The organism is Pseudomonas sp. B16(2017) (assembly GCF_002113205.1).
Classification (GTDB): Bacteria; Pseudomonadota; Gammaproteobacteria; order Pseudomonadales; family Pseudomonadaceae; genus Aquipseudomonas; species Aquipseudomonas pharyngis.
The window spans coordinates 59,701-85,129 of record NZ_NEKA01000014.1; the positions used below are offsets into that span (position 1 = coordinate 59,701).

Annotated in this window: 20 protein-coding genes and 1 tRNA gene; 13 read left to right on the forward strand and 8 right to left on the reverse strand. The window is 60.8% G+C overall.

Features of this window, described 5'->3' with window-relative positions:
- The first annotated feature begins 9 nt into the window (after nucleotides 1-9).
- The 12 genes from CAG25_RS22085 (at nucleotide 10) to CAG25_RS22140 (ending at nucleotide 12,251) form a co-directional block, all read left to right on the forward strand.
- Nucleotides 10-86, forward strand: a tRNA-Ile gene (locus CAG25_RS22085).
- 212 nt (nucleotides 87-298) lie between these two features.
- A complete protein-coding gene (locus tag CAG25_RS22090) occupies nucleotides 299-1,387 on the forward strand; it encodes a pyridoxal phosphate-dependent aminotransferase (RefSeq protein ID WP_085612940.1) in 1,089 nt (362 codons plus the stop codon).
- A 107-nt stretch (nucleotides 1,388-1,494) separates the two neighbouring features.
- Nucleotides 1,495-1,956 carry an Lrp/AsnC family transcriptional regulator gene (locus CAG25_RS22095; protein WP_064599860.1) on the forward strand — a complete coding sequence of 154 codons (462 nt, stop codon included), beginning with the start codon at nucleotides 1,495-1,497 and terminating at the stop codon, nucleotides 1,954-1,956.
- A gap of 146 nt (nucleotides 1,957-2,102) precedes the next feature.
- Nucleotides 2,103-3,785 (forward strand): NAD(P)/FAD-dependent oxidoreductase, encoded by a 1,683-nt coding sequence (locus tag CAG25_RS22100; RefSeq protein ID WP_085612941.1) that lies wholly within the window; start codon nucleotides 2,103-2,105, stop codon nucleotides 3,783-3,785.
- Nucleotides 3,786-3,797: 12 nt separating this feature from the next.
- Nucleotides 3,798-4,592, forward strand: coding sequence for a carbon-nitrogen hydrolase family protein (locus tag CAG25_RS22105; protein WP_085612942.1), 795 nt, complete (start codon nucleotides 3,798-3,800; stop codon nucleotides 4,590-4,592).
- A 38-nt stretch (nucleotides 4,593-4,630) separates the two neighbouring features.
- On the forward strand, nucleotides 4,631-7,057 hold the full coding sequence (pqqF, locus tag CAG25_RS22110) for a pyrroloquinoline quinone biosynthesis protein PqqF (RefSeq protein ID WP_085612943.1): 2,427 nt from the start codon (nucleotides 4,631-4,633) through the stop codon (nucleotides 7,055-7,057).
- A 159-nt stretch (nucleotides 7,058-7,216) separates the two neighbouring features.
- Nucleotides 7,217-7,291 (forward strand): pyrroloquinoline quinone precursor peptide PqqA, encoded by a 75-nt coding sequence (pqqA, locus tag CAG25_RS22115; RefSeq protein ID WP_003444522.1) that lies wholly within the window; start codon nucleotides 7,217-7,219, stop codon nucleotides 7,289-7,291.
- A gap of 84 nt (nucleotides 7,292-7,375) precedes the next feature.
- Nucleotides 7,376-8,287 carry a pyrroloquinoline quinone biosynthesis protein PqqB gene (gene pqqB, locus CAG25_RS22120; RefSeq protein ID WP_064599867.1) on the forward strand — a complete coding sequence of 304 codons (912 nt, stop codon included), beginning with the start codon at nucleotides 7,376-7,378 and terminating at the stop codon, nucleotides 8,285-8,287.
- Between the two features lie 21 nt (nucleotides 8,288-8,308).
- Entirely contained in the window at nucleotides 8,309-9,061 is a 753-nt protein-coding gene (pqqC, locus tag CAG25_RS22125; protein WP_064599869.1) for a pyrroloquinoline-quinone synthase PqqC, read from the forward strand.
- Nucleotides 9,058-9,333 (forward strand): pyrroloquinoline quinone biosynthesis peptide chaperone PqqD, encoded by a 276-nt coding sequence (gene pqqD / locus CAG25_RS22130; RefSeq protein ID WP_085612944.1) that lies wholly within the window; start codon nucleotides 9,058-9,060, stop codon nucleotides 9,331-9,333. The genes pqqC and pqqD overlap by 4 nt, the downstream gene beginning before the upstream one ends.
- Complete coding sequence (gene pqqE / locus CAG25_RS22135) at nucleotides 9,305-10,477, forward strand: pyrroloquinoline quinone biosynthesis protein PqqE (RefSeq protein WP_085612945.1); 1,173 nt, start codon at nucleotides 9,305-9,307, stop codon at nucleotides 10,475-10,477. Before pqqD ends, pqqE begins: the two co-directional genes overlap by 29 nt.
- Complete coding sequence (locus CAG25_RS22140; protein WP_085612946.1) at nucleotides 10,443-12,251, forward strand: S9 family peptidase; 1,809 nt, start codon at nucleotides 10,443-10,445, stop codon at nucleotides 12,249-12,251. Before pqqE ends, CAG25_RS22140 begins: the two co-directional genes overlap by 35 nt.
- 3 nt (nucleotides 12,252-12,254) lie before the next feature.
- Here CAG25_RS22140 and CAG25_RS22145 read toward each other — a convergent pair whose 3' ends face one another.
- The gene (locus CAG25_RS22145) at nucleotides 12,255-12,413 is read right to left on the reverse strand and encodes a YqaE/Pmp3 family membrane protein (RefSeq protein ID WP_003228885.1); all 159 of its coding nucleotides are present in this window, start codon (nucleotides 12,411-12,413) and stop codon (nucleotides 12,255-12,257) included.
- Nucleotides 12,414-12,620: 207 nt separating this feature from the next.
- A complete protein-coding gene (locus tag CAG25_RS22150) occupies nucleotides 12,621-13,904 on the reverse strand; it encodes an aspartate aminotransferase family protein (RefSeq protein WP_085612947.1) in 1,284 nt (427 codons plus the stop codon).
- Between the two features lie 169 nt (nucleotides 13,905-14,073).
- Here CAG25_RS22150 and CAG25_RS22155 point away from each other — a divergent pair, with 169 nt between their 5' ends.
- Entirely contained in the window at nucleotides 14,074-15,003 is a 930-nt protein-coding gene (locus CAG25_RS22155) for a LysR family transcriptional regulator (protein ID WP_085612948.1), read from the forward strand.
- 227 nt (nucleotides 15,004-15,230) lie between these two features.
- Here CAG25_RS22155 and CAG25_RS22160 read toward each other — a convergent pair whose 3' ends face one another.
- The 6 genes from CAG25_RS22160 to CAG25_RS22185 form a co-directional block, all read right to left on the reverse strand.
- Complete coding sequence (locus CAG25_RS22160) at nucleotides 15,231-17,009, reverse strand: acyl-CoA dehydrogenase C-terminal domain-containing protein (protein WP_085612949.1); 1,779 nt, start codon at nucleotides 17,007-17,009, stop codon at nucleotides 15,231-15,233.
- A 184-nt stretch (nucleotides 17,010-17,193) separates the two neighbouring features.
- Nucleotides 17,194-18,990 carry an acyl-CoA dehydrogenase C-terminal domain-containing protein gene (locus CAG25_RS22165; protein WP_085612950.1) on the reverse strand — a complete coding sequence of 599 codons (1,797 nt, stop codon included), beginning with the start codon at nucleotides 18,988-18,990 and terminating at the stop codon, nucleotides 17,194-17,196.
- Nucleotides 18,991-19,080: 90 nt separating this feature from the next.
- A complete protein-coding gene (locus CAG25_RS22170; protein ID WP_085612951.1) occupies nucleotides 19,081-20,370 on the reverse strand; it encodes a GGDEF domain-containing protein in 1,290 nt (429 codons plus the stop codon).
- Nucleotides 20,371-20,578: 208 nt separating this feature from the next.
- Nucleotides 20,579-22,693 (reverse strand): cytochrome-c peroxidase, encoded by a 2,115-nt coding sequence (locus CAG25_RS22175; protein WP_085612952.1) that lies wholly within the window; start codon nucleotides 22,691-22,693, stop codon nucleotides 20,579-20,581.
- Between the two features lie 260 nt (nucleotides 22,694-22,953).
- Nucleotides 22,954-24,759 carry a phenylacyl-CoA dehydrogenase gene (locus tag CAG25_RS22180; protein WP_085612953.1) on the reverse strand — a complete coding sequence of 602 codons (1,806 nt, stop codon included), beginning with the start codon at nucleotides 24,757-24,759 and terminating at the stop codon, nucleotides 22,954-22,956.
- A 276-nt stretch (nucleotides 24,760-25,035) separates the two neighbouring features.
- Nucleotides 25,036-25,332, reverse strand: coding sequence for a pyrroloquinoline quinone biosynthesis protein PqqE (locus CAG25_RS22185; RefSeq protein ID WP_085612954.1), 297 nt, complete (start codon nucleotides 25,330-25,332; stop codon nucleotides 25,036-25,038).
- Nucleotides 25,333-25,429 lie beyond the last annotated feature (97 nt).

The following is a 25,429-nucleotide window of genomic DNA, read 5'->3' on the forward strand; positions in this document are numbered from 1 at the left end:
GCCTACTGAGGGCCTATAGCTCAGTTGGTTAGAGCAGAGGACTCATAATCCTTTGGTCCACGGTTCGAGTCCGTGTGGGCCCACCAAACATGAAAAAGCCGCGCATTCGCGCGGCTTTTTCGTTTCTGCCATTCCGGCCCGGGGGCAGTCGTTCCATCTCCCTCAAAACATGCGACTTCCGAAAGCGTGAACAGGGCTTGCCTCGTGCCTGTTTAAATCGACAACTAACCATTTCGTTACACTTTTGTCCTGGCACCCAAAGCCGAGGCACATCTGATGATTCGAAAAAGGAATTTTTATGGTTGATGTCACTCGCCGCTCACTCATGGGAATCGCCGCAGCACTCCCCCTGCTCGCGCAGTCATCCTGGGGACAGGCGCAACGTCAGGATGTACCGGCACCGGTACCCGGCGATGAGGTACTGATCAATTTCAACGAGAGCCCCTGGGGACCGGCACTCACCGCCCGACAGGCGATGCAGGAAGGCATTGCACTGTGCGGGCGTTATCCCTACAAGATCCAGTACCGACTCAACGCTCTATTTGCCCGCCAACAAGGCATACCGGAGGAGTATGTTCAGACCTTCTGCGGCTCCAAAATGGCCTTGCAGCATGCGGTTCACGCCTTCACTCGACGGGGCAGCCTGGTCGTCGCGTCGCCCTCTTATGAAGACCCTGTCGAGGCGGCGCGTGGCAGCCAGGTCGCGGTCCACGAAATAGCGCTGAATCCTGATCACGCCCATGATCTGCCACGCATGTTGGCGGCCGACCCGCAGGCGGGACTGATCTACGTCTGCAATCCGAATAATCCGACCGGTACGGTGACGCCCCACGCAGATATCCTGCTCGCGCTGGCGAACAAGCCAAAGGGAACGATTCTGTTGGTGGACGAGGCCTATATCGACTTCTCGAATGCGCCAACCTGCATCCCGTTGGTCAAGGACCATCCCGAACTGATGGTGCTGCGAACCTTCTCGAAAATCTATGGCATGGCGGGCGCTCGCCTGGGTATCGCGATAGCCAACCCGACCCTGCTGGAGCAACTGGAGGTGTTCGGCAACTATAACGTGCCGGCGGCTCCGTCACTTTTGGGCGGCATAGCCAGTCTCGAGGACACGCAGTTGCTGCCACAACGCAAGCACACCAACACGAAGCTGCGTGACGAGACGATCAGCTGGCTGGCCGCTCGTGGTTTTCGCTGCACGGTGTCGCAGGCCAACTGCTTCATGGTCGACGTGAAACGTCCTGCCACGGAGGTGGTGCAGGCGTTGGCCGATCGCCGGGTAAAGGTAGGCCGGGTATGGAAAGAGTGGCCGACCTGGATTCGGGTCAGCGTTGGCACGGAAGACGACATGCGACGGTTTCGCGAGGCATTTGCCAGCGTCTGATATCAAGACAGTTCCTATGGAAAACCGCGCGAGTGTCGCCCACAAGCTTACCGCCGGCCGAGCCTGTAACATGCGCAGCCAAAGATCCGCGCCCATGGAGACGCCCCTTGTCCGACATCCGCCCACCCGTGCTCGATGAAATCGACCGCCAGTTGATCGCTGCCCTGCAAATCAACGCCCGCGAAAGCGTGGCGATGCTGGCGCGGCAATTGGGGATCGCCCGCACCACCGTGACTTCGCGATTGGCGCGACTGGAAAAGGCCAAGGTCATCACCGGGTATGGTGTGCGTCTGGGTCAGCGCGTGGTGGACGGCGGATTGCAGGCTTACGTCGGGATCAAAGTGCAGCCACGCTCCGGCAAAGAGGTGCTGCGCCGGTTGAGCGCGATGGCCCAGGTACAGCAATTGTGCGCGGTGAGTGGTGAATTTGATTACGTAGCCTGGCTGCGAACCGATTCACCGGAGCAGCTCGATCAGCTTCTGGATCAGATCGGCAGCGTAGACGGCGTGGAGAAGACCACAACGTCGATCATCCTCAGCAGCAAGATTGATCGCGGGCATCCAGTTTGATCACTACTTTCGTCATATTGCAGCACTAATGTTCAAAACGACGACACATTGCGTCTTATTAACGTGTTCTACGCTCCCTAGAATGGCTGGCATCTTTTCCTATACTCAGACGCGCATCCAGCGTCGGGTCGCCAGCAAGGTCAGCCATGAACAAGAACAATCGCCATCCTGCAGACGGTAAGAAACCCGTCACCATTTTCGGCCCGGACTTTCCTTTCGCCTTCGACGACTGGATCGAACACCCGGCCGGTCTGGGCAGCATTCCCGAGCACAACCACGGCGCCGAAGTGGCCATCGTCGGGGCCGGCATCGCGGGTCTGGTGGCGGCTTATGAGCTGATGAAGCTCGGCTTGAAACCGGTCGTTTATGAGGCCTCGAAGCTTGGCGGTCGTCTGCGTTCGCAAGCGTTCAACGGTACCGACGGCATCGTCGCCGAGCTCGGCGGCATGCGCTTCCCGGTGTCATCCACCGCGTTCTATCACTATGTCGACAAACTCGGCCTCGAGACCAAGCCCTTCCCCAACCCACTGACGCCGGCCTCCGGCAGCACCGTGATCGACCTGGAAGGCAAAACCCATTACGCACAGAGCCTGAAGGATCTTCCTGCGCTGTTCCAGGAAGTGGCTGACGCTTGGGCCGATGCTCTGGAGGCCGGCTCACAGTTCGCCGATATCCAGCAGGCGATCCGCGACCGTGACGTGCCACGCCTCAAGGAACTGTGGAACACCCTCGTACCGCTGTGGGACGACCGTACGTTCTACGATTTCGTTGCCACATCGAAAGCCTTCGCCAAACTGTCGTTCCATCACCGTGAAGTGTTCGGTCAGGTCGGTTTCGGTACCGGCGGCTGGGACTCGGACTTCCCCAACTCGATGCTGGAAATCTTCCGCGTGGTGATGACCAACTGCGACGATCACCAGCATCTGGTGGTCGGCGGTGTGGAACAAGTGCCGCAAGGCATCTGGCGTCATGCGCCGGAACGCTGCGTACACTGGCCGCAAGGCACCAGCCTGAAATCGCTGCACCACGGCGCCCCGCGCTCCGGGGTAAAGAAAATCGCCCACGCGCCTGACGGACGTTTCGCAGTCACCGACAACAACGGCGATACTCGCGAATACGCCGCCGTACTGACCACCTGCCAGAGCTGGCTGTTGACCACCCAGATCGAATGCGACGAAAGCCTGTTCTCGCAAAAGATGTGGATGGCGCTGGACCGCACGCGCTACATGCAATCGTCGAAGACCTTCGTGATGGTCGACCGCCCGTTCTGGAAGGACAAGGACCCGGAAACCGGCCGCGACCTGATGAGCATGACCCTCACCGATCGCCTGACCCGTGGCACCTACCTGTTCGATAACGGCGACGACAAGCCGGGCGTGATCTGCCTGTCGTACTCGTGGATGAGCGATGCGCTGAAGATGCTCCCGCACCCGGTGGAAAAACGCGTGAAACTGGCGCTGGATGCGCTGAAGAAGATCTACCCGAAGGTCGACATCGCCGCGCGGATCATCGGCGATCCGATCACCGTGTCCTGGGAAGCCGACCCGCACTTCCTTGGCGCGTTCAAGGGCGCCCTGCCCGGTCACTATCGCTACAACCAGCGCATGTACGCGCACTTCATGCAAGACGACATGCCGCCGGAGCAGCGCGGGATTTTCATCGCCGGTGACGACGTGTCGTGGACGCCGGCCTGGGTTGAAGGCGCGGTGCAAACGTCGCTCAACGCGGTGTGGGGAATCATGAAGCACTTCGGCGGGTCCACACATAAAGAGAACCCCGGCCCGGGCGATGTATTCAACGACATCGGCCCGATCGCCCTGCCCGAGTAAGAGGAATCCCCGATGCGCGTAGCCCTTTACCAATGTCCACCGCTGCCACTGGAACCCGCCGCCAACCTTCAGCGCCTGCATCAACTGGCGATGGAGGCCAAAGGCGCCGATCTGCTGGTGGTGCCGGAGATGTTCTTGACCGGCTACAACATCGGCAAGGAGGCAGTCGCGACATTGGCCGAGGTCTACAACGGTGAGTGGGCGCAGCAAGTAGGACGGATCGCCAAGGCTGCCGGTCTGGCGATTCTTTACGGTTACCCTGAGCGCACCGCCGAAGGACAGATCTACAACGCCGTGCAGTTGATCGACTCAAACGGCGAGCGCCTGTGCAATTACCGCAAGACGCATCTGTTCGGCGATCTGGATCGTTCGATGTTCAGCGCCGGCGATGGCGAGTTTCCCATCGTTGAGCTCAACGGCTGGAAGCTCGGTTTCCTGATCTGCTACGACCTGGAGTTCCCGGAAAACGCCCGGCGCCTGGCCCTTGAAGGTGCCGAACTGATTCTGGTGCCGACAGCGAACATGATTCCTTTCGATTTCATTGCCGACGTCTCCGTGCGCTCCCGGGCTTTCGAAAACCAGTGCTACGTGGCGTACGCCAACTACTGCGGCCACGAGGGCGACATCCATTACTGCGGGCAAAGCAGCATCGCCGCGCCGGATGGCAGCCGCATCGCCCAGGCAGGATTGGATGAAGCACTGATCGTCGGTGAGCTGGATCACCAGTTGATGGTCGACTCCCGTAGCGCCAACCGTTACTTCAACGACCGCCGCCCCGAACTTTACGACGCGCTCAACAAGCGCTAATCCGCTAGCATTGGCACTTCACTGTTCTGGAAGTGCCCATGCCTGCGCCGACTCACCCCCGCCCCCACACCGAAACCCTGGCCAACGGCTTGCGCGTGACCCTGCGTCACGTGCCCGGCCTGAAACGCAGCGCCGCTGCGTTGCGAGTGGCGGCCGGCAGTCATGACGTGCCGTTGGCATGGCCGGGGCTGGCGCACTTCCTTGAGCATCTGCTGTTTCTTGGCACCGAGCGATTTCCTGCACAGCAAGGGCTGATGGCCTACGTGCAAGGTCACGGCGGCCAGGTGAATGCCAGCACCCGCGAGCGCACCACCGATTTCTTCTTTGAATTGCCGCCAGCGTCGTTCAGCGCTGGGCTGGAGCGTCTGTCAGACATGCTCGCCCATCCGCGTATGAATCCGGACGATCAGTTGCGGGAACGGGAAGTGTTGCAGGCGGAGTTTGTCGCGTGGACGCAGGATGCTGCGGCTCAGCAGAAAGAAGCGCTGTTCGAAGGGTTGTCAGCGGAACATCCGTTGCGCGGTTTCCACGCCGGAAACCGCGACAGCCTGCCGGTGGAGCAAGCGGACTTTCAACAGGCATTGAAAGACTTCCACCAGCAGTTCTACCGCACCGGGCAAATGACCCTGAGCCTGGTCGGGCCGCAGAGTGTTGAAGAGCTGCGCACGCTGGCCGAACAGTTTGCCGCCACGCTGACGCCTGGGGATAAAACTGCACAGACAGCCCCCGTTCGCTTGATGGGCAACGCTGAGGAGAGTTATCAACAGGCCGGCGAGCATCGCGGCAATCTGCTGTTTGCGTTGGAGGAGTTACCGGAGTCGTCAGCCGAAGCGCTGGCGTTTCTCTGCCACTGGTTGAACAGCGCCAAACCCGGTGGCTTGCTCGCCCATTTGCAGCAGCAGGGTCTGGCGGAAGGTTTGCAGGCCTGTGTCCTGTATCAGTTTGCCGAGCAAGCTTTGCTGCACCTTCAATTCACGACGCCATCCGGTCCACTCGACGCCATCCGCGCACAGTTTCTCGACTGGTTGAGCTTCTTCGCAGCCCAGCAGGACTGGCCAACTTTGCGGGAGGAATATTCGGCACAGTTTCAGCGTCAGCAGCAGGTCAGCGGCGCGCTGCAACGGGCGCGACTCGACAGCGAACAACTCGAGAGCGGCCTGTCCGACGCGGCCGTTACGGCGCTCAAAGTAATTCTCGGCAAAATCGGCACTGTGGATAACTTCAGCAGTCACTGGCATCTGCCCGCGGCCAACCCGTTTCTGCGCACAGCCGAGCCGCTGGCCAACGCCGGTCTGATCCGCGGCCAGACCAGCGCCCACCGAGGCCTGCGCACATTCGCTCAGGATCGCTCGCGCAGCCGCCGCGAACGCTCGCCGATGCAATTCAGCCAGGCGCTACCGGATAACGGTGACGACGGCGCGGTGTATGTGCGCTGGCAGACGGAAGCGGCGGCCACGGCCGAGCTGCAAGCGAAACTGCAACGCAGCCTGCGGGAGGTGTCTGACGACGCGCGTCAGGCCGGGGTGGAGTTGTCCTTCAGCACTACGGGTAATCAGTGGCTGCTGAAATTGACCGGCCTGCAGGACACACTGCCGGTTGTGCTGGAACATGCGCTGAAATATCTGACGCAGGTCGATGCCGACTCGCCAAGCGGTGAGCCGCCAGTGCCGTCGATGCTGATCCGTCAATTGCTCAAGGCATGGCCGGAGCGTTGCCTGCCCGTGGTTGCGCAATCCGATGATGCCAAGCAGCTGTGGACAACTTCCCGTTGGGATGGTCTGGCGCTGGGTTTCGATGCCCATACCCAATCGGCCATGGGACTGGCCCTGAGCCGCATTCCCGGCAAGCCATCCAATGAATTACCAACCCTGCCGGCATTCCACGCACAACTTCGCTGGGATCAGTTCGACACCGCCTCCAGCGAACACGCATTACTGCTGTTCTGCCCGACCGCCAGACCGGACATTCCCAGCGAAGCCGCGTGGCGCTTCCTTGCGCACCTGTGCCACACGCCGTTCTATCAGCGGCTACGAGGTGAATTGCAACTGGGATACGCGGTGTTCAGTGCTTTCAGACAGGTACACGGTCAAGGTGGATGGCAGTTCGGCGTGCAATCGCCGACCGCCACTCCCGCGCAACTGCTCGATCACGTTCAACAGTTCATCGAAGGCATCCCCGCGCTGGTCGAAAACATTGATGATGCCTTCCTCGTCGAGCAGCGCCAGATCCTCGCCGTACACCTGGATGCCGGCATCCTGTCCGGCAAGGAGGCTGCCGAACTTCTGTGGCAGGCAAAACTCGCCGGCCACTCGTCGGATTACCTGATTCAACTGAGCAATGCCATAAGTCAGCTTGACCGCGAGGCATTGCTGGCCGCCGCACACTGTTTAATCCGCGCCGAAGGCGGCTGGCACGTCCTGGCCAACAGCCCTTCGCCGGGCGCACCGTGGCAAGCGGCAAATTGATCATTACCGGGGCTGCAAGGAGCTTTCTCAAAGATTCACGGGCAAACCCCCTGAAATTTTGAGTAACATAGCCACCTAACTATTTGGAACATCCCTGCGCTGCCGTGGACTATACCTATGGATAGCGCTATCCCACCCACCTGAAAAAGGAGTCACCCGATGGCCTGGACCAAACCTGCTTACACCGACCTGCGCATCGGCTTCGAAGTCACCATGTACTTCGCCAGCCGCTGAGTCCTGCCTCAAGCAGAACATTGCAGTGCAACGCCTCGGCTCGCCGGGGCGTTTTATTTTCAGCGTTGAAATGATGGAGCGTTCATGTTCGTCCAGATTCTGGGTTCGGCCGCCGGTGGCGGTTTTCCGCAGTGGAACTGCAACTGCGTCAACTGCGCAGGCTTTCGCGACGGCAGCCTGAATGCCAAGGCCCGTACCCAATCGTCCATCGCCATTTCCGATGACGGCGTGAACTGGGTGCTGTGCAATGCCTCGCCAGACATCCGCGCGCAGCTTCAGAGCTTCGCCCCGATGCAGCCGGGCCGCGCCCTGCGAGACACCGGCATCAGCGCGATCATTCTGATGGACAGCCAGATCGACCACACCACCGGCCTGCTCAGCCTGCGCGAGGGCTGCCCGCATCAGGTCTGGTGCACGGACATGGTCCACGAAGACCTGAGCACCGGTTTCCCGCTGTTTACCATGCTCAAGCACTGGAACGGCGGGCTGGACTGGAACCGCATCGAACTCGACCAGAGCTTCACCGTCGCCGCGTGCCCGAACCTGCGCTTCACCCCGCTGCCGTTGCGCAGCGCCGCACCGCCCTACTCGCCGCACCGCTTCGACCCGCATCCGGGCGACAACATCGGCCTGATTGTCGAAGACCTCAGCACCGGCGGCAAACTGTTCTATGCGCCAGGCCTGGGCAAGGTCGATGCGCCGTTGCTGGAAATCATGGCCGGCAGCGACTGCGTGCTGGTGGACGGGACGATGTGGGATGACGATGAAATGCAGCGTCGTGGCGTCGGCACCCGCACCGGCCGCGAAATGGGCCACCTGGCGCAGAACGGCCCCGGCGGCATGCTCGAAGTGCTGGAACAGCTTCCCGAGCAGCGCAAGGTGCTTATCCACATCAACAACACCAACCCGATTCTCGATGAGGACTCGCCGGAGCGCGCGGAGCTGGTGCGGCGCAATGTTGAAGTGGCGTATGACGGCATGAGCATCGTCCTGTAACGAATGGCCCGGAGAACCGCAATGACCGACACCCCGCTGTCCCCCGCCGAATTCGAAGCGGCCCTGCGCGCCAAGGGCGCCTATTACCACATTCATCACCCGTATCACGTGGCGATGTATGAAGGCCGGGCCACCCGCGAGCAGATTCAGGGCTGGGTCGCCAACCGTTTCTACTATCAGGTGAACATTCCCCTGAAAGACGCGGCGATCCTCGCCAACTGCCCGGATCGCGAGATCCGCCGCGAATGGATTCAGCGCCTGCTCGACCACGACGGCGCGCCCGGTGAGGACGGCGGCATCGAAGCCTGGCTGCGTCTGGGCCAGGCCGTCGGTCTCGATCCGGATCAATTGCGTTCCCAGGAACTGGTGCTGCCCGGCGTGCGTTTCGCCGTCGATGCCTACGTCAACTTCGCCCGCCGCGCCAGTTGGCAGGAAGCTGCCAGCAGCTCTTTGACCGAACTGTTCGCGCCGCAGATCCACCAGTCGCGTCTCGACAGCTGGCCGCAGCATTACCCGTGGATCGACCCGGCCGGCTACGAATATTTCCGCACCCGTCTCGGTCAGGCCCGCCGCGATGTCGAGCATGGTCTGGCGATTACGCTGGAGCACTACAGGACCCGCGAAGGTCAGGAGCGCATGCTGGAAATTCTCCAGTTCAAACTGGACATTCTTTGGAGCATGCTCGATGCCATGAGCATGGCTTACGAACTGAACCGCCCGCCGTATCACAGCGTCACCGATCAACGGGTCTGGCATAAAGGAATCGCCTTATGAGTTTCGACCGCAGCAAGACCCCGACCTGGCGTTCCGGCTACCGTTTCCAGTACGAACCGGCCCAGAAAGGCCACGTGCTGCTGTACCCGGAAGGCATGATCAAGCTCAATGAAAGTGCCGCGCTGATCGGCGGCCTGATCGACGGTGAGCGGGACGTCGCGGCAATCATTGCCGAACTCGACAGACAGTTTCCCGGCGTGCCCGAGCTCGGTGACGACATCGAGCAATTCATGGAGGTTGCCCGTGCGCAACACTGGATCGAACTTGCCTGAGTCATCGGTGCAAGTCCCGGCCAAACCGGAAATCGGCCTGCCGCTGTGGCTGCTCGCCGAGCTGACCTACCGTTGCCCGCTGCAATGCCCGTACTGCTCCAATCCGCTGGATTTCGCCGAGCAGGGCAAAGAACTGAGCACCGAGCAGTGGATCAAGGTGTTCCGCGAAGCGCGGGAGATGGGCGCAGCGCAATTGGGCTTCTCAGGTGGCGAACCGCTGGTACGCCAGGACCTTGCCGAGCTGATCCACGAAGCGCGCCAGTTGGGCTTCTACACCAACCTGATCACCTCCGGCATCGGCCTGACCGAACAGAAGATCAGCGACTTCAAGAAGGCCGGCCTCGATCACATCCAGATCAGTTTCCAGGCCAGCGACGAGCAAGTGAACAACCTGCTCGCCGGCTCGAAAAAAGCCTTCGCGCAGAAACTGGAAATGGCCCGTGCCGTAAAGGCCCACGGCTATCCGATGGTGCTGAACTTCGTCACCCATCGGCACAACATCGACAAGATCGACCGCATCATCGAGCTGTGCATCGCGCTGGAGGCCGACTTCGTCGAACTCGCCACCTGCCAGTTCTACGGCTGGGCGCAGCTCAATCGTGTCGGCCTGTTGCCGACCAAGGAACAACTGGTCCGCGCCGAACGCATCACCAACGAATACCGCGCCAAGCTGGAAGCCGAAGGGCATCCGTGCAAGCTGATTTTCGTCACGCCGGACTATTACGAAGAGCGCCCGAAAGCCTGCATGAACGGCTGGGGCAGTCTGTTTCTGACAGTCACACCAGACGGCACCGCCCTGCCCTGTCATGGCGCCCGACAGCTGCCGGTACAATTTCCCAATGTGCGCGACCACAGCATGCAGCACATCTGGTACGACTCGTTCGGCTTCAACCGCTTTCGCGGTTATGACTGGATGCCCGAGCCGTGCCGCTCCTGCGACGAGAAAGAGCAGGACTTCGGCGGCTGCCGCTGCCAGGCCTTCATGCTCACCGGCGATGCCAGCAATGCCGACCCGGTGTGCAGCAAGTCAGAACATCACGGCGTGATTCTCAAGGCCCGCGAAGAAGCCGAGCACGCCACCCAGACCATCGAACAACTGGCCTTTCGCAATGAACGAAACTCGCGCCTCATCGCCAAAGGCTGAGCCTTTCAGCGCCACCGCCGCGGTTGCCGCCGGCGTGGACTTCGCCGAATTGCAGCTCGGCGCCCAGGGTTTGTTCTGGAATGAATATCGCCCGACAGACGCCGCCTGCCGGATCTGGCACTGGCGCGATGGTACGGCGAAATGTCTGACACCTGCGGGTTTCAGCGTGCGCAGTCGGGTGTACGAATATGGGGGTGGGGCGTTTTGCCTGACGCCTGACGGGGTGGTTTTTGTCAACGAGGCGGATCAGCAGTTGTATCGCCAGACGCTGGATGGCGAGCCCGTGGCATTGACGTCTGGCGAGCGTCGTTATGGCGATCTGAACTACGCCGACGGGCAGGTGCTGGCCGTTGAAGAGAACGGTGATCGCCATCGTCTGGTGGCTATCGATCTGGCGAATGGCGACCGCCAAATGCTGGTTGAAGGGGCGGATTTTTACGCGTCGCCGATCATCAGTCCGGACGGCCAGCGCCTGGCGTGGATCGAGTGGAGCCGTCCGCATCAGCCGTGGACATCCACACGACTGATGCTCGCCGAGCGCTCGGATAACGGGATTTCCGTCCCACGCTGTGTGGCGGGTGAAACCCTTGAAGAGTCGATCCAGCAACCGCGTTTCGATGCCAATGGCCGACTGGGCTGTCTGACCGATCGTGCTGGTTATTGGCAACCGTGGGTCGAGTCGGCAAACGGCTTGCAACCGTTAGCCAGCGCCGAAGCCGATCACGCTCCAGCCCCATGGCAACTTGGCGGCTGCACCTGGCTGCCCACCGACGAAGGTTTTTTGGCGAGCTGGAGCGAAGGCGGTTTCGGTCGTCTGGCGCTCAACGGCGAAGACTTCACCGGCGACTACAGCCGCTTCCGTCATCTGGCTGTCGATGATCAGTTCATTTACTGCATTGCCGCCTCACCGATCAGCCCTTCAGCGGTGATCGCCATTGATCGCAAATCGCGTGAAGTGAATGTCCTGGCCGGCGGTGTCGCACCGCTGCCCGCCGAGCGCATCAGCCGCCCGCAAACCCTGCGCTACCCCAGCGGTTCGGGTGAAGCACACGGATTCTTTTACCCGGCCACGAATGGCGATGCGAAACCGCCGCTGGTGGTGTTCATCCACGGTGGCCCGACGTCGGCCTGCTACCCGATGCTCGACCCGCGCATTCAGTACTGGACACAACGCGGGTTCGCCGTCGCCGATCTCAACTACCGAGGCAGCAGCGGCTATGGCCGAGAGTATCGACAGGCCCTGCATCTGAGTTGGGGAGTGGTGGATGTAGAGGATGCTTGCGCAGTGGTGGCCTATCTGGCCGAACGCGGCATGATCGATGGCGACCGTGCGTTTGTCCGTGGCGGCAGCGCCGGCGGTTACACGACGCTGTGCGCACTGGCGTTCCATCAGGTATTCCGCGCTGGCGCCAGTCTGTACGGTGTCAGCGACCCGGTGGCCCTGGCCCGTGCTACGCACAAATTCGAAGGCGATTACCTGGACTGGCTGATCGGCGATCCAGAGAAGGACGCCGAACGCTACGCCGCCCGCACGCCGTTGCTGCACGCAGGCAACATCCGCGTACCGGTGATTTTCTTTCAGGGTGAACTGGACGCCGTCGTCGTGCCGCAACAGACCCGCGACATGGTCGCGGCTCTGGAGCAAAACGGCATTGAGGTCGCAGCGCATTACTACGCCGACGAACGCCACGGCTTCCGCCGGGCCGCCAACCAGGCCCATGCGCTGGAGCAGGAATGGCGGTTCTACCGGCGAGTGATGGGTTTGACGGACTGAGACTCAGCGCTTGGCGATGATGTACACCGCGTGCACGATCCCCGGGATGTAACCGCACAACGTCAGCAGAATGTTCAGCCAGAACGCGCCGCCGAACCCGACCTGCAGAAACACACCCAGTGGCGGCAATAGAATGGCGATGATGATGCGGATAAAGTCCATGGGGCAGCTCCTGATTGGGGGTTGGCTCACCTGAGCCATACAAGCTAATCGACCTGTGCCGTCTGTCAGGGTTCAGTGCAAACCGCAATCTCGCCATCTGATTGCCATTACCCGGCCACAAAAAAAACGCCCCACGCCAAAAGAATCAGGCGTGGGGCGTGCGTTATACCGCGAGACGGTTCTTGAATTCGGGTGGGAAACTTCAGCTCAGACGGCAATTCCTTTGCGGCATTGCAGCTGCGCGGTGCGTACCCGGGAGAAGGCGCGGGCCAGACGCAGGAGCATTTCGTCGATGTTGGCCTGGCTGACGTTGAGCGCCGGGGTGAAGCGCAGGCAGTCGGCTTGTGGGGCGTTGAGCAGCAAACCTTCGTGAAGCGCGGCTTTTACCACGGCCTCGGCGGAGTCTTCCGACAGGCTCAGTCCCCAGAACAGCCCCTGCCCGCGTAACTCGCCATGCTCATAACGATGGGCCAGACGGGCGAGCCCTTCGCGCAGATGCTGGCCGTTGTCCCGGATCTGTTCGAGGAAGGCGCGGTCCTGCACGCTGTCGAGCACCACCAGGCCAGCGGCGGTCATCAGTGCGTTGCCATGATGCGTACCGCCCAATTCCCCAGGTTCGAAACAGCAGGCCTTGCCTCGCGCCAGCAGCGCCGCCAGTGGAACACCGCCGCCGAGGCCTTTGCCGAGCACGACGATATCGGCGCGCACTCCGTAGGACTGTTCGGCGAGCAAGGTGCCGCAGCGGCCGATGCCGGTTTGAACTTCGTCGAGAATCAGCAGAATCCCCAGCTCCCGGCACAGACGTTCGACACCCTTGAGGTAATGCTCGGTCGCCGGGATTACTCCGGCATCGCTCTGGATCGGTTCGAGCATGATCGCCACGGTTTGTGCGTCGACCGCTGCATGCAATGCCGGCAGGTCATTGAACGGCACCAGATCGAAACCCGGCAGCAGCGGCGCGAAGCGGTTGTGCAGGTTGCAACTGTCCGACGCCGAAATCGTCGCCAGACTACGTCCGTGACAGCCTTGTCTGGCGACAATGATCCGCGAAGCGCCACCGCGATGCAGTTGACCCCATTTGCGCGCCAGTTTGATCGCTGCTTCACAGGCCTCACTGCCGCTGTTGAGCAGGTACGCCTGATCGCTGGCAGTGCTGGAACACAGGCGCTCGGCGAGGCTGAGCATGCCGCGGTTGTGCAGATTGAAGCCGGGATTGATCAGGGCCTGGGCCTGGCTGGCGATGGCCTTGACCAGCGCCGAAGGGCTGTGGCCAAGGCTGTTGGCGCCGCCGGCCTGGGAAAAGTCCAGGTAGGCGCGGTCATTGCTGTCCCATAGCCAGGAGCCCTGGCCGCGAACGAATACCTGCTGCGGGCGCTCGACGCTGGGCATCAGACGTTCGGCATTCAGGCCATCAGCGACGTTCGATTCCTGGGTTTCAAAAACCAGGTCATCGAGGCTCGGCGTCTGGCGCCGCAAACTGAACAGATTCATTGAAAAAAACCTCGATCGAGGTTTTTTGAACTGCCTATGCAAACACTTTCATAACAAACGCTGGTCATGGCGCTTTCCGGCCCTGTAAGCCTTGTGAATGCGGTTAGACTAGGCCGGTTCACGGCGTCGAGCCATTTCGATTTCCCAGCATTTTCGATAAGTATTACTTATGGATTTCAAACAACTGCGTTATTTCGTCGCGGTCTACGAAGAAGGTCATGTCGGACGCGCCGCCGAGCGCCTGTCGATCTCTCAACCCGCGCTGTCCCAGCAGATCCGCCAGCTGGAACAGAACCTCGACGTCACCCTGTTCGAACGCAGCAGCAAACGCCTGTTGCCGACCCTCGCCGCCCACACCTTGTACAACCACGCCCTGCCGCTGCTCGACGGCATGCAGCGGGCGCGCGAGGCGCTGGGCAACTTCAAGGGTCAGGCACTGCGCACATTGGCGATTGGTGTACTGCAAACCGTGCACACCAGCCTGGTGCCGCAGATGCTTGAGCGGGTGCGCAAGGCCCAGCCGCATCTGGTAGTGCAAATTTATGAACTGACGGGGCTTGAGATCGAGCGGCGACTGCTCAACGGCTCGCTGGATATCGGCATCAGCTATTTGCCGCCACGTCAGCCGGGGCTGCACGGCGTAATGCTGTACGAAGATGAACTGACGCTGGTCATCCCGGCGGATCATCCGCTGCGGGAATTCAAGAAAGTCTCGATGAGTCAGGCGGCCGAATTGCCGATGTTGCTATTGGGCGAAGAATTTCAGATCCGTCAGATCTGGCAGGCGCAATTGGCCAGCCTCGGACGACGCCCGCAAGTGCAGGCCGAATTGAACAATATGGTCGGGATTCTAGACAGCCTGCCGCATACGCGTCTGGCGACGGTGCTACCCGGTCGTTCGCAAAAGGAGTACGACGATCAGGATCTGTTGTGGAAACCGTTGAGTGAGCCGCGTGTACCGTTGAAGGTCGGGCTGGTGTGTCGCGATGTGCAGCGCCAGCAGGCGCCATTGGCCTTGCTGCGAACGTTGCTGGAAGAGGTGATGCAGCGTGAGGACAAACCGCTGAAAGGTGCACCACCGCTGGACGCGCTGAGCTGAAAACTTTTCTGCGGGCATAAGAAAACCCCGCCGAAGCGGGGCTTTGCAGACTGTTTCCCTGACATCCATTTCACTCCGCCACCCTGGCAGAATCCTACGTGTCCGTGTTGTTGCTTTGCGCTTCCTGCGCGACGTCCATGGAAAGTAGATTAGCTCTGGATCCAATCTACGCCTATGGGAGAACAGCAGCACGTCATGTAAGAGATCGCTTACATGACGTTACATCATCAGAACTGCGCAGCGTCCAGCAGGAACAGCGACTCGCTGCCAGCCTTGACCGACGCGCTCAGCGAGTGAATCCGCGGCAGCAGACGGGCGAAATAGAACCGCGCCGTGCCGAGTTTGCTCGCGTAGAAATCGTCCTGCGCTTCTTTGCCCAGCGATGCCTTGGCCATCAGGGCCCACATGTAGGCGTAAGCGGTGTAGCCAAACACTTGCAGGTACTCGACCGACGCTGCGCCGATTTCGTTCGGGTTGGTTTTCGCCCGGTCCAGCAGCCACGAGGTCAGCTCGTCGAGGGTGTCGACAGCATCATTCAGCGGCTTGGTGAACTCGCCCAGATCGGCACTGGCGGTCGCGGTGAAATGGCGGATCTCGTCGGCGAACAGTTTGTAGAACGCGCCGCCGCTGCCGACGATCTTGCGACCCACCAGGTCCAGCGCCTGAATGCCGTTGGTGCCTTCGTAGATCTGGGTGATGCGCACATCCCGCACTAGTTGCTCCTGGCCCCACTCGCGGATGTAGCCGTGGCCGCCGAAGATCTGCTGACCGTGGACAGTGGTTTCCAGACCCAGATCGGTCAGGAACGCCTTGGCCACTGGTGTCAGCAAGGCAACCAGATCTTCCGCACGCTTGCGGGTCGCGGCGTCTTCGCTGAACTTGGCGGTGTCGAGTTGCATCGCCACGTAGGTGGAGAACGCACGGCCGCCTTCGTTCGAGGCTTTCATGGTCAGCAGCATGCGACGTACGTCCGGGTGGACGATGATCGGGTCGGCCACCTTGTCTTTGTTCTGCGCGCCGGTCGGCGAACGGCTCTGCAGGCGGTCGCGGGCGTATTCGATGGCGTTCTGGTACGAGCGCTCGCCGGTGGCCAGGCCCTGGATACCGACGCCCAGACGCTCGTAGTTCATCATGGTGAACATCGCGGCCAGGCCCTTGTTCGGCTCGCCGACCAGATAACCCACCGCTTCGTCGAAGTTCATCACACAGGTGGCCGAGGCCTGGATGCCCATCTTGTGTTCGATCGAACCGCAATTCGCAGGGTTGCGTGCGCCCAGGCTGCCATCGGCATTGACCATGAACTTCGGCACCAGGAACAGCGAAATGCCCTTCGGCCCAGCCGGTGCGTCAGGCAGCTTGGCCAGCACCAGGTGAATGATGTTTTCGGTCAGGTCATGCTCACCACCGGTGATGAAGATCTTGGTGCCGCTGACCTTGTAGGAACCGTCGGCCTGAGGCTCGGCCTTGGTGCGAATGATGCCCAGGTCGGTGCCGGCGTGCGGCTCGGTCAGGCACATGGAACCGGCCCAGACACCGGCGTACATGTTCGGCAGGTAAGCGGCTTTCAGTTCTTCGCTGGCGTGAGCGTTGATCGACAGGCAGGCGCCGGCGGTCAGCATCGGATACAGACCGAAGGCCAGGCTGGCGGAGTTGACCATTTCTTCGACCTGGGCCGATACGGCTTTTGGCATGCCCATGCCGCCGTAAGCCGGATCACCGCCAACACCGACCCAGCCGCCTTCGGCGTAAGTCTGATAGGCCTGTGGGAAACCAGCCGGCGTGGTGACGGCACCGTCGGCCCAGTGGCAGCCTTCTTCATCGGCGGCACGGCTCAGGGGCGCGATGCTTTTGCTGGTGACTTTGCCGGCTTCTTCGAGAATGGCTTCGACGGTTTCCGCGTCCACGGTCTCAGCCAGCGCCGGCAGTTCGGCCCAGAGTTTGGCGACTTCGAACACTTCATTGAGGACGAAGCGCATATCGCGCAGCGGCGCTTTGTAGTCAGCCATGGCAAACCTCGCAAAGATCTAAACAGGTGATTCGTGGAAGGGTGTTTTCGTTGAGCTGGAGTGTAACCCAACAACTTTTGCGACACATAGGGTCAGGCAGTGACTGTTTTGTTATTTTTAGTCACCAGCCATCCAGCATAAAGAAGCCCGCAATCAGCGGGCTCTTTTGTTTAACAGGCGCGCGTTACAGCGCAAACAACTGGGCCGGCAGCTTCATCAGGCAATCGCTGCCCGCCTCGATCGCCGAGCGATGCGCCGCGGTGCGCGGCAACAGACGCTTGAAGTAAAACTCGCACGTCGCCAGTTTGCCCTGGCAGAAATCGCCATCACCCTCGCCCGACTCCAGCTGCGCCTGAGCAACCAGCGCCATGCGCAGCCACAGATAGCCGAGAACGATGTAACCGCTGTACATCAGGTAATCCACCGACGCGGCGCCCACTTCATCCGGGTTCTTCATCGCGGCCATGCCGACCTTCATGGTCAGCTCGCCCCACTGCTGGTTGAGGCCATCGAGTTGCGCGACAAACTCGCCAAGTTGCGCATGCCCAGCGTTGGCGGCGCAAAACTTGTGGACGATTTTGGTGAAGTTGCGCAGCAGCTTGCCCTGACTGCCCAGCACTTTGCGTCCGAGCAGATCCAGCGCCTGAATGCCGTTGGTGCCCTCGTAGATCGGCGCGATCCGGCAATCGCGAACCAGTTGCTCCATGCCCCACTCGCGGATAAATCCGTGGCCGCCGAACACCTGCATGCCGTGGTTGGTCACCTCAAGGCCGGTGTCGGTCATGAACGCTTTGCAGATCGGGGTCAGGAACGCCAACAGGTCTTCGGCCTGCTGACGCGCCTCGGCGTCCGCGCTCAGGTGCGCGACATCGAGCATCTGAGCGGTGAAATAGGTCAGCGCGCGGTTGCCTTCGTTGAAGGCTTTCATAGTCAGCAGCATGCGTCGCACGTCCGGGTGGACGATGATCGGGTCGGCCGGTTTGTCCGGAGCTTTGGCGCCGGTCAGGGCACGCATCTGCAAGCGATCGTTGGCGTATTTGATTGCGCCCTGAAAACTCGCTTCGCCCAGACACAGGCCCTGCATTCCCGTGCCGAGGCGCGCATGGTTCATCATGGTGAACATGCAGTTCAGGCCCTTGTTCGGCTCGCCGATCAGGAAGCCTTTGGCGTCGTCGAAGTTCAACACGCAGGTGGCCGAGGCTTTGATGCCCATCTTGTGCTCGATCGAGCCGCAGGAAACGCCGTTGCGCTCACCCGCCTCACCGGCTGCGTCCGGAAGGAATTTCGGCACGATGAACAGCGAAATGCCTTTGGTCCCGGCCGGTGCGTCCGGCAGCTTGGCCAGCACCAGATGAATGATGTTGTCACTCATGTCGTGCTCGCCGGCGGAGATGAAAATCTTGCTGCCGGTCACTGCATAACTGCCGTCGGCCTGAGGCACGGCGCGGGTCTTGATGATGCCCAGATCGGTGCCGCAATGGGCTTCGGTCAGGCACATGGTGCCGGTCCACTGGCCGGCGGTGAGTTTGCGCAGATAGGTGTTTTTCTGTTCCTCGGTGCCGTGGGCGTGGATCGCCGACATGGCGCCGTGGGTCAGGCCCGGGTACATGCCCCAGGAGGTGTTGCTGGAGGCAACCATTTCGCTGATCACCAGCCCCAGCGAGCTTGGCAGGCCCTGGCCGCCGTAGGTCGGATCTGCCGCCAGACCGTGCCAGCCGCCTTCCACGTATTGTGCGAAGGCTTGCTTGAAGCCTGTAGGCGTTGTTACCACGCCGTTGTCGAAATGGCAGCCCTCTTCGTCGCCACTGCGATTGAGCGGTGCCAGAACGTTCTCACAGAACTTCGCGCCCTCGTCGAGGATCGCGTTGATCATGTCCGGGCTGGCGTCGTGGGCGCCGAGGGCCGCGTACTGAGTGTGGAAATCAAAGACGTGGTCGATCAGAAAGCGCATGTCGCGCAAGGGAGCTTTGTACTCGGGCATGGTGGCTTCTCCTTCAGCAGATTGCTTCAACCTACTGCCGGCCACCCTGCCCCACAATCACTGTCCAGACGCTGAATGCGCCGTCATCACTCAACCTGCGGCGCTGTCCATGCGCACCGCGCCACGGCGGTTCTGCCCGAACGCCATCACGCAGTTTCGCCCTGCGCCCTTGGCGCTGTAGAGCGCCTGGTCGGCGGATTTCAACACTTCTTCCGGGGTGCGCTGTTCCAGGCGTTCGGCCACGCCGATGCTGACCGTGACCGACACACTGGACGCGCCCGAACCCGAGCGACGCTGGCGGCCCTGCTGATCATCCTGCGGGCGGCTTTCCTGATTGCGCAGCTGGATGTTGTAGGAGGCAATCGACTCGCGAATGACTTCCAGGTGCGGCATGCACTCTTCAAGGGTCTTGCCTGCAAACACCAGGGCGAATTCCTCACCGCCATAGCGATACGCCCTACCGCCGCCGCTGATTTTCGACAGCTTGCTGGCGACCAGTCGCAGAACCTGGTCACCCACGTCGTGGCCGTGGGTGTCGTTGAATTTCTTGAAGTGATCGACGTCGCTCATTGCCAGCACATAGTTGCGCCCCAGACGCTGCATGCGCTCGTTGAGTGCGCGGCGGCCGGGCAGGCCGGTGAGCTCGTCGCGGAATGCCATTTGATAAGCCTCGTGCGCCACCGCCGCCGCAATCATCAGCATCACCTGGCTGCACATGATGTTCAGGGTGAACGGCAGGATGAAGGTTTTCGGCAGCATCCAGAACACCCCGAGCAACCCCACCAGTTGCGCCGCGTGCAGCGGCCGCGGGTTGCGCCAGTATTGCCAGGCCAGCAGCAGAAACGCCGAGATGAACACCGGATACGACAACTGAATCAGGCTCATCCACGCGCCGTGCAGCGCCGGCCAGCGGATCTCGGAAAGCCACATCAGCAAGGCCTGCGGATAACTTTGCTCAAGTCCCAGCGCCACGCTGCCAAACGCCAGCAGCACGGCGAAGCGCGCGACCATGTCCTGAAACAGGTGCGTGCGTTCCTGCCACGCGGCGAATAGTCCGAACAACAGCGGCAATAGCAGACAGACCAGATGGAAGACGACTGCCGCGTCTTCGCGCACCTTGCCGTTGTCACGGTAATAGTCCGTCTGGGTGTCGAGCAGGAAGTAGGCGATGTACACCGTGACCATCAGAAACAGCTCGCGCTGGCGTCGGTAAACCGCACAGTACGAACCGCCCAACAGCAGCACCAAGGTTGGCAATACGTTGAAGAGCGAGGTGAAGAACACGTTGAGGTCTTTGACGTACGCAGCCGCCAACCCCGCAAGCAACAACAGCAGTGAAGGAATGAAATGACTGAAACGTACAGCGGAAGAACGCGGCAAGGGTAAAGCTCCGACCGTCTTGGCAAAGAGATGGCATTGTGCCTGCAATGTGGCCAGTTAAGTACACACAATGTGATCCAGATCACAGGCAGCCTCTTTAACGGCCGAAATCTGAAGTTACTGAGGGATTTAGTAAGGTTTTTTGCGCAATGGCTGCTAGACGGCCACCATGGCCATCACTCTTGATGGCCATGGTGTGTTTTTCTGCTCAGAGATCGTTGTAGAACGGCTGCAATGGCCCCTCTGCCGCCGGCCGGCCTTCAGCACCGTAAGGCTTGAGATTGAGCGATGCGTCCATCGCCTGACGGGTCGTGACTTTCGGACTGGCCGGACGCTGGGTCACGGCGTTTTCATCGCCGATGTGGCCCTGCGGAATCACCAGCGACGGATGATCGAACGGTGCGCGCTCCCACGCCACGCGCGGATCGGTCAGGCCGACCTCCATGAATTTCACCAGAGCGTCGATTTCATCGGGCGTCAGGTTCAGCGCCGTCATGTCCGGGTCGAGATTGGAGGTGTTGTGCTGATTCACCGCCGGATGCTCGAAGCCGCTGGTGTTGTTGGCGTCCTCGCCGCGCCGGTCACCGCCACGGTTGTAGAACTCCATCACCTGCTTGAGCGTCGAGCGGCTGCCGTTGTGGAAGTACGGGCCGGTCAGGGCGATGTTGCGCAGGGTCGGGGTCTTGAACGCGCCGTCGACCGAGTCGCGGAAACCGACGTTCGGCTTGAGCGTCGCATCGCACGGAATCGCCGCGCTCAACGGCGCCTCGAATGTGCAGACATCGACGTCCAGCGGATCCACCGAACGGCCGCCCTGCAACACGCTGTTGTACTGACGGGTGAACGACCATGGATTGCCCCACGCATCCGCGCCGCCAAGGGCCAGGTCTTCCGAGGTCGGCCGCACACCGGTGTTGTAGAAACCGTTGTCGTAAAGGGTGGTCAGGTTGTCGGCCATCACCATGCGCTCGATGCGTTCGCGCGGATGCATCAGCAAGCGGCTGGCGGCGTTGGTCAGCTCCGGTCCGCCGTGGCAATTGACGCATTTGCCCTTGCCGAGAAACAGGTTCATGCCCTCGACCTGTTGCGCGTTCATCGCCGTGTGATCGCCTTGCAGATAGGCATCGATCGGCGCCTGATCGGACACCAGCGTGGCCTCATACATCTGGATCGCCAGGCCGAAGAACAGCGGGAAATTGGCCTCCATCTGGGTGTACGGCGCACCGCCCACCAGAACGTTTTGCGTGGCGTTCCACAGCCGGGGCTGGAAGGCGCTCTTGATCAGCTCGCGATAGGTCGGACGCCGTGCGCCGGACACTGGAGCCAGCACCGAGTCGGTGGATGAGATCCGCTGCTGCTTGAGCATCAGCGTGTCGAGCATCCTGCGACCGATGTCGGCAAAAGTGCGGCCACCGCAGGACATTTCCACCGGACTGCCGGGCGGGCCGACGGCTTGCGAGGCGGCAGACGCATCGTTGAGCGCCAGCCGCACTTTGGTCGCGACCGTGCTGCGTTCGCTGGTCACGTAGATCCCGGCATCCGGATCGCGATTACCGAACGGCGAGAAGCCGTTGAACACGTTGTTGGCCCGACCGTCCCAGAAGTTGCGCACGTTGAACGCGGCATTGATCACCGACGGCGCGTTGCGTCCAGTACTGCGACGTACGTTGATGCCGCCTACCTGAAACAGTCCGTCCGGCTGCTGGGTGCATTTGTCGAAACGCGGCTGGTTGGGTTTGACGAAGTTGGCGTCAAACACGCCTTGCGAGCCGACCACGTCGTCCGTCGAGTACACGATGGGCGAGTTGCGCTCCAGCGGATTGCTCAGCACGTGGGTCGGGAAGTCGGTTTTCTTCAGCGTGTAGTTCGGGCCACCCTTGCCACCGGACAATGTCGCGTAGGACGCCACGTCACCGGGAATGTCCGACGCCACAAACGGCTTGTTGAAGATCGACGCGACGTTGGCGTTGGTGTGCGCCTGGCCGGGGTTGAGCTGGTTGGTGATGCGGTGGTCGACGCCGGCGTGGTAATGGCAGGACGCGCAGGCCGTGGACCCATCGCTGCCGATCTCCATGTCCCAGAACAGCGCCTTGCCCAACAGGATCGCAGCCTGGCGATTGAGCACGTAGTCGGTCATCAGGTCGACCTTGCGCCCACCTTCGGTTCCGGACGGATCAGGGGGCACCATCCCGCGCAACGATTGCAGCGAAGGGACTTCCGGCACCGGGGGATCGACTTCGGCGGGGTCGGCGGCCCATGCGCTGTGGACTGACAGCGCGATGGGTAACCAGAAGGTCAAACGAGCGAGTCGACTGATGTTCATAGGCTTCACCCTGACTGTTGTTGTTAAGTGCCGGGCGTCTTGCTTCTTTGAGCAGGCAGTTCTGGTTAGCACCGGTAAATCGGGCAGTGCAATTAATTGGCCACTCTTCTGGAAACATTTTGAATCAATAAGCGCAGGGATTCGGCCGAGCAGTGGCTTCATCAATGCTGGGGAATCAGCCCCGGGATTGGGGAAATCCGGGCACAAAAAAACCGCTGCCCCCGAGGGAGCAGCGGTTTTTTGAAAGACCGCGTTAAGGCTTAGTAGCCCAGTGCGAAATCTTCTTCTTTCATGTCCATCAGGTTGTTGGCGCCCGACAGCATGGTGGCCACGTGCGTTCGGGTACGCGGCAGGATGCGCTGGAAGTAGAAGCGCGCGGTTTGCAGCTTGGCGGTGTAGAACGCCTCGTCGCTGGTGCCGGCAGCCAGTTTTTCAGCAGCCAGACGCGCCATGTCAGCCCAGAAGTAGGCCAGGCAGGCGTAACCGGAGTACATCAGGTAGTCCACGGAGGCCGCGCCGACTTCTTCGCGATCTTTCATGGCGGCCATACCGACCTTCATGGTCAGTTCGCCCCACTCTTTGTTCAGTGCAGCCAACGGTGCGACGAATTCTTTAACAGCTTCGTTGCCTTCGTTGTTCTGGCAGAACTTGTGGACGATCTTGGTGAAGCCTTTGAGCGCCTCGCCTTGAGTCATCAGCACTTTACGGCCCAGCAGGTCGAGTGCCTGGATGCCGGTGGTGCCTTCGTACAGCATCGAGATGCGGCTGTCGCGAACGTTCTGCTCCATGCCCCACTCGGCGATGAAGCCGTGGCCACCGTAGATCTGTACGCCGTGGTTGGCGGATTCGAAACCGACTTCGGTCATGAACGCTTTTGCGATCGGAGTCATGAAGGCCAGTAATGCGTCGGCTTTCTTCTTCTCTTCGTCGTCCACGCCGTATTTGACGATGTCGACCTGTTTGGCGGTGAAGTACACCATCGCACGGTTGCCTTCGGCGAATGCCTTCATGGTCAACAGCATGCGGCGTACGTCTGGGTGAACAATGATCGGGTCAGCAGCCTTGTCCGGCGCTTTCGGGCCAGTCAGGGAACGCATTTGCAGGCGATCGCGAGCGTATTTCAGGCCGCCCTGGAAGCCGATTTCGGCGTGAGCCAGACCTTGCAGTGCGGTACCCAGACGTGCGGTGTTCATGAAGGTGAACATGCAGTTCAGGCCTTTGTTCGCCGGGCCGATCAGGAAACCGGTCGCGCCGTCGAAGTTCATCACGCAGGTCGCGTTGCCGTGGATGCCCATCTTGTGTTCGATCGAACCGCAGGTCACCGCGTTGCGTGCACCGACGGTGCCGTCGGCGTTCGGCAGGAACTTGGGAACGATGAACAGCGAGATGCCCTTGGTGCCGGCCGGTGCGTCCGGCAGGCGAGCCAGTACGATGTGGACGATGTTGTCGGCCATGTCGTGTTCACCGGCCGAGATAAAGATCTTGGTGCCGGAAACTTTGTAGGAACCGTCGGCCTGAGGTTCGGCCTTGGTGCGCAGCATGCCCAGGTCGGTGCCGCAGTGCGGCTCGGTCAGGCACATGGTGCCGGTCCATTCGCCGGAGACCAGTTTGGTCAGATAGGCTTCTTGCTGCTCTGGGGTGCCGTGCTCGGAGATGGTGTTCATCGCGCCGTGCGACAGGCCCGGGTACATGCCCCACGACCAGTTGGCTTCGCCGACCATCTCGCTGACAGCCAGACCCAGCGACTCAGGCAGACCCTGACCGCCGTGCTCGACGTCATGGGCCAGGCTCGGCCAGCCGCCTTCGACGAATTGCTTGTAGGCCTCTTTGAAGCCGGTCGGGGTTTTCACGCCGGACTCGCTCCAGGTGCAGCCTTCGGTGTCACCCACGCGGTTCAGCGGTGCCAGCACCTGCTCACAAAACTTGGCGCCCTCTTCGAGAATGGCGTCAACCATGTCCGGCGTTGCTTCTGCACACGCTGGAAGGCTCTGATAGTGCGCTTCGTAGCCGAGCAGTTCGTCACGAACGAAGCGAATATCACGCAAGGGGGCCTTGTAGTCAGGCATAGCGATAAACCTCTGCTGATGTAACCGGGAATGAACGACCGCGTTGATTTGTTGTGACGGTCAAACAGTTGTTTGAAACATACGTTTACGCCGAAATCTTGTCAAGCGTCGTTCTTTTGCCATTCGTCATCACATTTTCCGAACGCCGGACACAGCAGCGCGACATGTGCCCGACCGAGCCATGTGCACTGAAAAAAGATTAGTTGAGGGAGAAGGACTTACAACGAAAAACGCCGCGAACAGTCGCGGCGTCTGGCAAAGCGCAGATCAAAAAAATCAGGCGAATGTGTCGATGATCGTACCGAGCATTTCATCGGAAGCCTTGGCGACTTTCACGCCCAGTTCCGCCTGAAACTTGCCTTGGGCCATCTCGACCATGTTGCTCGACAGGTCCGATTGCTGGGCGCGATCCACCGAACGCAGACGATCGACCTGCACTTCCGAAGACTGGCTGGTCACCGAACGCTCGATAGTGCTGCTGGCGATCTGGCTGGCCGCCTGATCGACGCGGTTCTGCCCGGTCTGAATGGTGCTCAGACCTGCATAAAAAGCTGTGTTTCCGGAGATTTCCATGGGAGCTCTCATCCTTGGGAAGGATCAATGGTCGCCATTGAACCAGAGGCGCCAGAAAAACACCCGTCAAAAACACTAATGGCACAGTGCCTTGTCA